Raw genomic sequence first — 9,259 nt, forward strand, 5'->3', positions numbered from 1 at the left:
TTAGCACAACAAATTCTAACTAAAATTGTAAGCAATACGTAAGCTTATACTTTTAAAAAATCAAATAATATTCATAAGCCTATATTTAGCTACTCGCAAAAGGGGCTTAGTATAGGCTTATTTTTTTCTTTAAATATATTATTTTTTAGAGGGAATAATCCTACTTGTCTTTTGTAAAAAGTAATATAAAATTACTATATTTAATTTATATGGTTAATTAGAATGGTCGTAAACCCACTCAAACAGTCAGCTTTTTCAACAATTAGCGAAGTTGCAGACTAAAACATATAACTATACATAAAACAAAACTGAAGCCATACAAACGCCCGTATAGTGAAATTGAATAATACCTAATTAATTGTTAAAAAAACACATACATAATAAAATAATATAAAATGCTTGACAATTTTATCCTTTAATGTTATTATATTATTATACAGATTCAACCAAATAAATAATAAATTATTAAAGGAGATAAATAATGAGAGCTAGAATAAAAATTATAGAATCGAAGAAAATAATAATCGATGGAGTTAATAAAAGGAGGATGAAAAGAATGGAAGTATCAATTGGAATAGCCCCTGTATTTACTGGTAAAGTAGCAAAAAGAATATTAGAGTTATCTGAATCCAATGAAACAAGTTTGAATACTTCATATATAGAAGAATGTAAAGAACATGCTAAAAAGAATGGTTGGATTATAAAGAAGAGAAGGTAATTTATAATGAATATATCAACATTAAGAATTGGGTATGATTATTTTGATGAACTAGATGATTTTAATTGTGGAGTAAAAACTATGAATGATTTTTTAAATTTTGATGCAAGAAACCTAGATGAGAATGGAGAAGGTTCAACATATTTATATATTGATGAGAACAGTAAATCGCTAATAGGATATTACACAATTAAATGCTCCTCTGTTCAAATTAAAGAAGGAAGATATCCAAAAGTATTTCCTGCAATAGAAGTATCAAGATTTGCAATAGATGAGAGTTATCAAGGAATAGGACTGAGCCAATCATTATTCTCAGAATTAATTGGTGAGATAAAATATATAAACGATAATTATGTAGGAGTCAAATTTATAACATTGTTTTCAATATCGGATAAATCATTTAAGTTTTATTCTAACTTTGATTTCGAAGTTGGGGATGATAAAGCAGTAAAAGTATTAGATGATGATATTAACGATAGTTGCACCTTTATGTTTGCATTAATATAATAATATAAATACATAAAATTGTAACATAATTGTGAGATTAGAATAATATAATATTATAAGAAAGTAATATAAGAAGTAATAATTAAATTGATTAATATTTGGTGAGAGTGTTTTAGGGGTCGCTCCTTTAGAATAGAGGTTAACCACACTCGTACTCTTGCCGATTTACATAAAATTAGTGGTTAGGAAGATATAAAATAATATAAAAGGTGGTTGATATTAATGGGATTAATAAGTGAAATTGAAGAAGAAATGATAAATAACAATATATTTTTAAACGATTTACCAACAGGTGGATTAAATAGAGGCAAACGGATAAATTGGGAAGAGAGCATAGGTTATAAAGTTAAAGGAATCTATGAAAATATTAAATTTGAAGTTGAGATAGTAGATTATAAAACTAAAGGACAATATTTATGGATAAAATATTTAGACGAAAAACCTTTTAGAATAACAACATCTGGCTTTATGCAATGTCGTTTGGGTAAATTGATGGGTGTATTTACTAATGAATTCAAAATAGAATTGGGAGAATCATTCAAAGATGATAAGAGAGATTTAATTATTACAGATAGAAAATATAAAATTGATAAGAAAGGTATAAGTAGAAAATGGTATAAGTACAAATGTAATAAATGTGGATGGATAAAAGGTGAGATTGAAGAAAGTAATTTCAAGAAAGGTTATGGATGTTCTTGTTGTGCAAATATAACACCAGTATTAGGGATAAACACTATATGGGATACCGATAGATGGATGTGTGATTTAGGAGTGTCGGTGAATGATGCCAAATCATATACTAAATGTAGTAATAAAAAAATTACAATTATTTGTCCCGATTGCGGAGAAATAAAAGCAGAATGTATAACTTTGAATAATATTTATAGAACACAGTCAATAGGTTGTGCGTGTGGTGATGGACTTAGTTATCCTGAAAAAATCATGTACTCGGTATTAAAGCAATTGGATATAAATTTTATTACACAACTCAATAAAACCACATTTAAATGGTGTAAAAATTATAAATATGATTTTTATATAGTTGATATTGGGATTATTGAAACACATGGGTCGCAACATTATAAAGAAAAAGGAAGAAATGGTTCCAGAAGTTTAATGGAAGAACAAGAGAATGACGAAATTAAAGAAGAATTAGCTAATAGTAATGATATAAAAGAATATATAATCATTGATTGTAGTAAATCAGAATTACATTTTATTAAAAATAATATAATTGGTAGTATATTAAGTGAATTATATAATTTAAACATTATAGATTGGAATGAAGCCGAAGAATTTGCACTAACAAACTTGGTTAAAACAGCTTGTAAGATAAAGAAAAATAATCCTAATATTAGTACTGTTGATATAGGGAAAATGATAAATTCAACCAAAAGCACCATACAAAGATATCTCAAACAAGGAACTAAACTAGGGTGGTGTGAGTATAATCCTAAAGAATCAAGCAAAAATAATAAAGTAAGATGTAAACAAGTTGAAATTTTTAAAGATAATAATTCCTTGGGTATATTTTATAGTGTTCGTGAATTAACAAGGCAATCCTTGAAATTATTTGGAGTAAAATTACAGAATGGTTCTATTTCAAAAGTTTGTAGTGGAAAACAAGAACAATATCATGGCTATACATTTAAATATGTAGAAGATAATAATATTATTGTATAATTCTAACATTTACCTTATAATAGAATAAAATTGTTATGTTTATTATAGGGTAATTATGATATTTATTATAATTAGCATACATATCATAATTTAATACAAAGGTGGTTAATTATAATGAAAATAAAAGTTAAATCAATAATTGTTGTAGTATTTGTTGTTGCACTATGCGTAACCATTGGAACTCCTATTATTACAAAAATAAATATTAATAACGAGTTTAATACTAGATTAAGTCAGTGTAAAGAAATAATAGAGGATGCAGATACACATTTAAGTACTGAACAAATAACGTTCATAGAAGATTTTGAAAAGAAACATTATATTAATGGTAATTATGATAGTCAATTCGCAACTAAGTTTATACCGTATCTTAGAATTAAGATGAAAGAAAGAATTACTCTTGATGATGTGGATGCTGTTGATAAATTAATTGTTGTTTCACGTTTAATTACAATAAATACTAAAAGTGATTTAGACAGTTTGCGTTTAAAATTAATTGATAAAAAAAATGAATTATCACCACCTCCATATGTTGAAGAAACATCGCCTAAAACATCAGGGGCATCTGTATTTAAACAATCTGACAATGCTTCTTCTAAACCAGTACAATCATCTGAGCCAACTATTGGAATGACTTCAGATGAGGCTAGAGCGTCTGAATGGGGAAACCCTAATAGTATTAATAAAACGGTAACGGCTAGTGGCACAGATGAGCAATGGGTTTATGATAATAATGAATACGTATATATTAAAAATGGGATAGTCACTGCAATCCAAACGCATTAAACAAATAAAACTTAATAAATAATAATTTTAAAGAGGTATGTTAATTCATATCTCTTTTTGTTATGTCAAAATATAATCAATTATAATTTTAATTAAAATAATATAAATTTAGGAGGAACAATAATATGAGTAATAACGTAGTTAATTTTAGTGATTTAGGTAGTTTAAAGAGGTATGAGAATAAATCTGCAATTTATACAGATGATAGGGAAAATGTAATCGTGGTTTATGGTAAAGAAAATATAGAAAAGGTAATATCAGAAATAGAAAATCCAGTATTAATCTATAACCCAAACATTGAATTGAGAGTATTTATAGTTAATTTATTTGTTAAAAATATGATTGTTGGACAAGATGGGAATGTTACATTTGATATATCCAATTCAAAAGTTATTACAGATTTATTATCTAGAATGACAAATATTGATTTAGGACTTGAAGAAGAGAATGAAGAAAATAAAAAAATGATTGAGGCAATTATTGCAGACCCAAGTGATTTGCTAATGGCTGTGAATGATATTATTGGAGATATTTCTAAAACCGTCATGAAAAGATGGACAAATAACATGATTGAATTGCAAAACATGCCTGAAAAAGAAAGAGAAATATACATAAAAGAAATAGAAAGACAATCTGTAGAAGAAAAGAAATCAAAAGAACCTGTAATATCTGAGAAAGAATTACTAGTTATAGAGCTAAATAAAAATAAACTTGATTTAGAAAAGCAAATTGCTGAATTAAACAAAGTAGAAACAACATTAGATAATGAGAAAATTATTGAAGACATCAAAGTAATAGAGTAATATAAATTATTAAACTTATGAAAGGGGATTAATAATGGATGATTTAAGAGCAGAGTTTCAAATGCAGATAGACTTATATTTAAAAAGTATACAGGATAAAGTTGCAGAATTATTTAAGGAAGGAATAAATCAAGCAATTTATCAAATCTATTCACCAACAGAATATCACAGGACATATATGTTTTTAAATTCAGTGAAGACACATATAGATTTGGCAACAGGAAAAATGTTTGTATATAGTGATATAAATAATGGATATTATAGTGCCGTTACTGGAGAAGATGTTACGGGTTCGATAAGTAAATTTTTAAATAAGGGACATTCTGATGGACGAGGGAGTGGGCAATATCATACCTATACGCCTCGCTCATACCTTGATAAATGTTATGAACTTATCCATAATACATTTCCTGAATTAATTTTAGAAATTATAGAAGAATAAAATTGGTTATTAATACTAGCCACATAGGAAAGGAGAGTGGTAAATAACATGGCAAATCCAATGAATGGAATTCAATTAACAACCAACATCGCAATGGTCACAATGCAATTTGACCAATTAATTACACATATTAATGCAACTATAAAACAACCTTTTAATTTAAATATAAATATTAATCAAATACAACAACAATTATCACAAGTCACAAAACAAACTGAGCAATTTAAGTCTGCTATGAATTCCAGTATGAACGTTAGTAATAATAGTTTTGTTAATCAAATGGATAAAAACGTATTAGCCTCTAATCAAGAAATGATTAAAATAACGGGGAATATGCAAAAAATTGAAGAACAATATAAAAAATTAGGCAACTATAAAATAACCCCAATTTCATCCGATGCAAGTGGGAATATTCAAAAATTTACAGTCCAGTTAGAACAAGTAGAAGGATTAATAAATAAAATTAAATACGATACACAATCGGCTATTGCAGGAGCAAATGGCTCTCTTGTACCACAAACATACAAAGCTACAGGAGTAACTACTACAGACAACACCCAAGCAATTCAAATTAAACAACAAAACGTTGCATTAAATGAGGCAAAAGGGTTACTAGAACAAGAGTCTGCATTAACAAATCAAATAGTTCAAGCAAATGAAAAAGGATTGGTCGGAAAAGCTCGACAATTAGCTTTAGAAAGAGAAATTGTTAACGCTAAATTAAATACTTCGATGAACTCAAGTGGTAATTCTAGCGATGCTAATCAAATAGCTTTACAAGAGATAAAAAATGGATTAATCAGAACCGAAGGGACTCTTCAAGCAGGAGTTGCTGATAAACAAAATCTAAGTACTGCAAAAATAAACGAACAAATTGCATTATATCAAGGTAGGTTAAATCCACAGATTGATGCATTGATATTAAAAATGAAATCAGTAGGAATTGTAGATACATCTGGATTAGAAAAATATAAAATGGAGTTAAATTCTTTAACAGCTAGTGGCTTTAACAAAGGACAAATGACTCAAGGATTTACTGATTTAAAAACTAGTGCAAATAGTAACATTGGAACTATGCAAAATTTAACCAAAGAGACTAAAGGATTTTTAAGTACATTAGCCTCATCTGCAACTAAAATGGCTCAATTTGCTCTAGCAGGTGGTTTAATGATGGGTGTTATTTCAGTTTTCAAACAAGGTATTTCCTCAGTTATGGAGTTTGATAATAGTATTAATGCTCTAAGAATCGATATGATGGGTGCAAATGAAAGTGCATTCGATGCTTTGGCACAAGGAAGTCAAAATTTAAGTTTAAAATTAGGAACTAATATTAAAGACATTACAGATATTATGGAAGTTTATTCAAATGCTAACAGTACGGCACAGGAAATTCTTGCCAAGACTCAGCCTTCTGCTATTTTAAGTAATATTAGTGGCATGACAGGAAAAGATGCATCAGATGCTATACAGTCGGTGCTTTTAGTTTTTGATGAGTTTAAAAATAGTAGTGATAGTATAGCAACACAAGGTATGAAAGTAAGTGATGTTTTTGCTTCTGTAGCTTCAAAATTAAGTCTTGACTTTAAGACAGGATTGACATCAATGTCAGCAGCAGTAAAGACATCTGGTGCAGTAATAAATGAGGCTGGAATGAATCTAACCACTTATTCTGCCATCGTAGGAAAACTAGCAGAAACTTCTCGTCTAAGTGGCGAAACAATAGGTGCAAGTATGAAGACGATTGTGAGTCGGATAACTCGCGCGAACACTGGTGATTCCTCAGCTGAAGAGGTTTCAAACGCTGACAAAAGTTATCAATCCATTGGGATAAACGTCAGAGATGCTAATGGAGGATTTAAGGATTTAGATACCACGTTGACTTCTCTATCGAAAGTTTGGGAAAGTTTAAGTGGACAACAAAGGTCATATATAGCAGAACAATCCGCAGGTGTAAGACAAAAAGCAGTGTTTTTGAATATGATGGATAATTATGCCGACTCAACAAAATTAGCAACTGAAGCTCTTTCCGCACAAGGAATAGCAAGTGCCAAAAATGATATCTATCTTCAGAGCAGTGCAGCCCGAATTAAACAGTTCCAAAATGCAGTAGCTATTTTATTTCAAAATATGATAAATTCAAATGGATTAAAAAACTTCATAGGAATTATTACTGGTATTGTTAGTGCATTAAGTGGATTTACCAAAACATTTGGATTATTAGGAACTACTGTTGCAGTTGTAGCAGAGATTATTGCAGTAAAATATGTAGTATCTGTTGGCAAAGCAGTTATAGCTTCTAGAGTATTAGATGCAAGTAATCGTCTAAGTGCAATTGCAACAATTCAAGCAATGATGGCAACAGGAGGATTATCTGAAGCCAATGGAGTTTTAGCAATTTCTAATCTTACTGCATCTGCAAGTGGGGTAGGGTTTGTCGCAAGTTTAAAAACTATAATAGCAGGTTTATTCACTACTGGCGTAGCTTCAGAAGTGGCATCAGTAGGTCTAGCAGGTGTGCAAATAGCAATGATTGGAGTAACAGCAGGTTTAATATTAATTCCAATGGCTATTGGTGCTGTAATAAATGCTTTTTCAAGTGCAAATAAGGCAAATGAAGATTATATAAAAACAACGCAAGATAGTATAACAAAATTAAAAACACAACAAACAGATATGGGGACATTAACAACCACATATGATTCATTAGCGTCTAACACCAATCGAACGACAGATGAACAAAAACAATTTTTAGATGTTCAAAATCAAATTATTGGAATAGCACCTACATTACTTGACCATTATGATGCTGAAGGAAATGCTTATGTTAAAAACACATCTGCTTTAAAGGATTACACGGAACAATTAAAAATCCAACAAGCAGAGAAACAGAAAGACCTTCAAGGCACATATGGCAAAGAGATTGATAAAGCTTCTGCCAAGCAAGATGCATTAAGAAAAAAACTTGATACTTACAATAAGACAGGTAGTTTTTCATCAGGTAAAATTGGGTCAGAGCAAATTATAAGTGATGCAGATATAAAAGAAGTAAATACATCTTTAAAAGCTCAATCAGATATTATCGTAAAAAATAAAGAAAATATAAAATCAGGAGTATCTGAGTATGCAGTATTAACAAAAGAATCAAAGTTGATAGCAGATAGTATGATAGGAACACTACCTTACAAAGATGCTGAACAGTATGCTACAGCAATACAATCAGTTACAAATAAATTAAAAAGTGGTAATATAGAAAAACAAACTTCTGATTATGCAAAATTAAGTGAAGAATACAAATCTGGAAAAGTTTCTGTGGATAAAATGACAAAAGGATATGATTCTTTGCATAAAACTTTAGTAAGTTTACATATGCAAAGTGGTGATATTGATAAAATATTGCCTAAACCAGATACGTCAGACATAAATAACATGGCATTATTAATACAACAAGTAAATGGCTATGCTGACGCACAATCAAAAATGCAAGAGTCTGTTAGTAAATCTGAATCAGCCGTTAAAGACTTAAATGGTGTTATATATAAGCAACACGAAGGCAACACACTAAATGCTGAGGAAATTTCAGATTTAATTGTAAAATATCCTGAATTAGCTGGAGCAGTTAAGGGAAGTGCAGGAGCTTATACAATAGAAGAGGGTGCATTGCAATCTTTACGTACTGTACATATTTCTGAAGCCAAAACAATAATGGAAACTCAACTTAATGCTACAAAAGCTGTTCTCGAAGGTGTTAAAAGTAGATTAAGTTACTATGGAGTAGAAATGGGTGCAATTCAAAGTTTAGCCACAGCTAAATTAGAGGCAAGTAAAGTTAGTGGGGACACATCTGAAGAAGGAGCAAATACAATAAAAGATGCTGTTGGAATACCATATATAAAATCAGCATCAGATGCAGTAGTAACAAAACAAAAAGCAGAACAAAAATCATTACAAGATTCGATTCTACAATATGGAACATCAATGGATGCAATAAAGGCTTTAGAAAAGACATTGAAAGACCCAACATTCGGAACTACTAAGGCAGAAGATGATGCAACAGCAGCAACGAAAGCTGGAACAGAGGCAGACAAAGAAAATGCGAGTGCAAAAGCTGACCAAACGGAAGCATCTAAAGCATTAACAAAAGCCAATAAAGAACTAGCAGATGCAACGAAAGCTAGTACCAACAGCGTCAAGGATTATGATTCGGCAATGAAGGCATTATCAATAACAATGTCTTTATTAGATGTTAGTCAAGAAAAATTAGAAGAACATTCACAAGCATATCGTGATGGAATGAAACAAAAAGCTAAATTAATACAAAAT

General features: G+C 29.8%; 7 protein-coding genes. All 7 read left to right on the forward strand.

Annotation, left to right across the window (positions count from 1 at the left end):
• Positions 1 to 481: 481 nt before the first annotated feature.
• Positions 482 to 718: a hypothetical protein gene (locus VIM70_RS20415; protein WP_331947627.1), complete on the forward strand. Its 237-nt coding sequence runs from the start codon at positions 482 to 484 to the stop codon at positions 716 to 718.
• Positions 719 to 724: 6 nt separating this feature from the next.
• Entirely contained in the window at positions 725 to 1,225 is a 501-nt protein-coding gene (locus VIM70_RS20420; protein WP_331947628.1) for a hypothetical protein, read from the forward strand.
• A 222-nt stretch (positions 1,226 to 1,447) separates the two neighbouring features.
• On the forward strand, positions 1,448 to 2,908 hold the full coding sequence (locus VIM70_RS20425; RefSeq protein WP_331947629.1) for a hypothetical protein: 1,461 nt from the start codon (positions 1,448 to 1,450) through the stop codon (positions 2,906 to 2,908).
• Positions 2,909 to 3,022: 114 nt separating this feature from the next.
• Positions 3,023 to 3,694, forward strand: coding sequence for a hypothetical protein (locus tag VIM70_RS20430; protein ID WP_331947630.1), 672 nt, complete (start codon positions 3,023 to 3,025; stop codon positions 3,692 to 3,694).
• A 125-nt stretch (positions 3,695 to 3,819) separates the two neighbouring features.
• Positions 3,820 to 4,497: a hypothetical protein gene (locus VIM70_RS20435; RefSeq protein ID WP_331947631.1), complete on the forward strand. Its 678-nt coding sequence runs from the start codon at positions 3,820 to 3,822 to the stop codon at positions 4,495 to 4,497.
• Positions 4,498 to 4,531: 34 nt separating this feature from the next.
• The gene (locus VIM70_RS20440) at positions 4,532 to 4,939 is read left to right on the forward strand and encodes a hypothetical protein (RefSeq protein ID WP_331947632.1); all 408 of its coding nucleotides are present in this window, start codon (positions 4,532 to 4,534) and stop codon (positions 4,937 to 4,939) included.
• 48 nt (positions 4,940 to 4,987) lie between these two features.
• Positions 4,988 to 9,259, forward strand: a 4,272-nt coding sequence (locus tag VIM70_RS20445; RefSeq protein ID WP_331947633.1) for a phage tail tape measure protein, incomplete at its 3' end; no start/stop codon positions are given.

It is taken from the genome of Clostridium sp., from assembly GCF_036569345.1.
GTDB lineage: Bacteria > Bacillota > Clostridia > Clostridiales > Clostridiaceae > Clostridium_AD.

What these genes read in the sequence shown, in the direction of transcription:
- VIM70_RS20415 (WP_331947627.1), top strand. Translation starts at nt 482, where the DNA reads ATGAGAGCTAGAATAAAAATTATAGAATCGAAGAAAATAATAATCGAT.
- VIM70_RS20420 (WP_331947628.1), top strand. Translation starts at nt 725, where the DNA reads ATGAATATATCAACATTAAGAATTGGGTATGATTATTTTGATGAACTA.
- VIM70_RS20425 (WP_331947629.1), top strand. Translation starts at nt 1,448, where the DNA reads ATGGGATTAATAAGTGAAATTGAAGAAGAAATGATAAATAACAATATA.
- VIM70_RS20430 (WP_331947630.1), top strand. Translation starts at nt 3,023, where the DNA reads ATGAAAATAAAAGTTAAATCAATAATTGTTGTAGTATTTGTTGTTGCA.
- VIM70_RS20435 (WP_331947631.1), top strand. Translation starts at nt 3,820, where the DNA reads ATGAGTAATAACGTAGTTAATTTTAGTGATTTAGGTAGTTTAAAGAGG.
- VIM70_RS20440 (WP_331947632.1), top strand. Translation starts at nt 4,532, where the DNA reads ATGGATGATTTAAGAGCAGAGTTTCAAATGCAGATAGACTTATATTTA.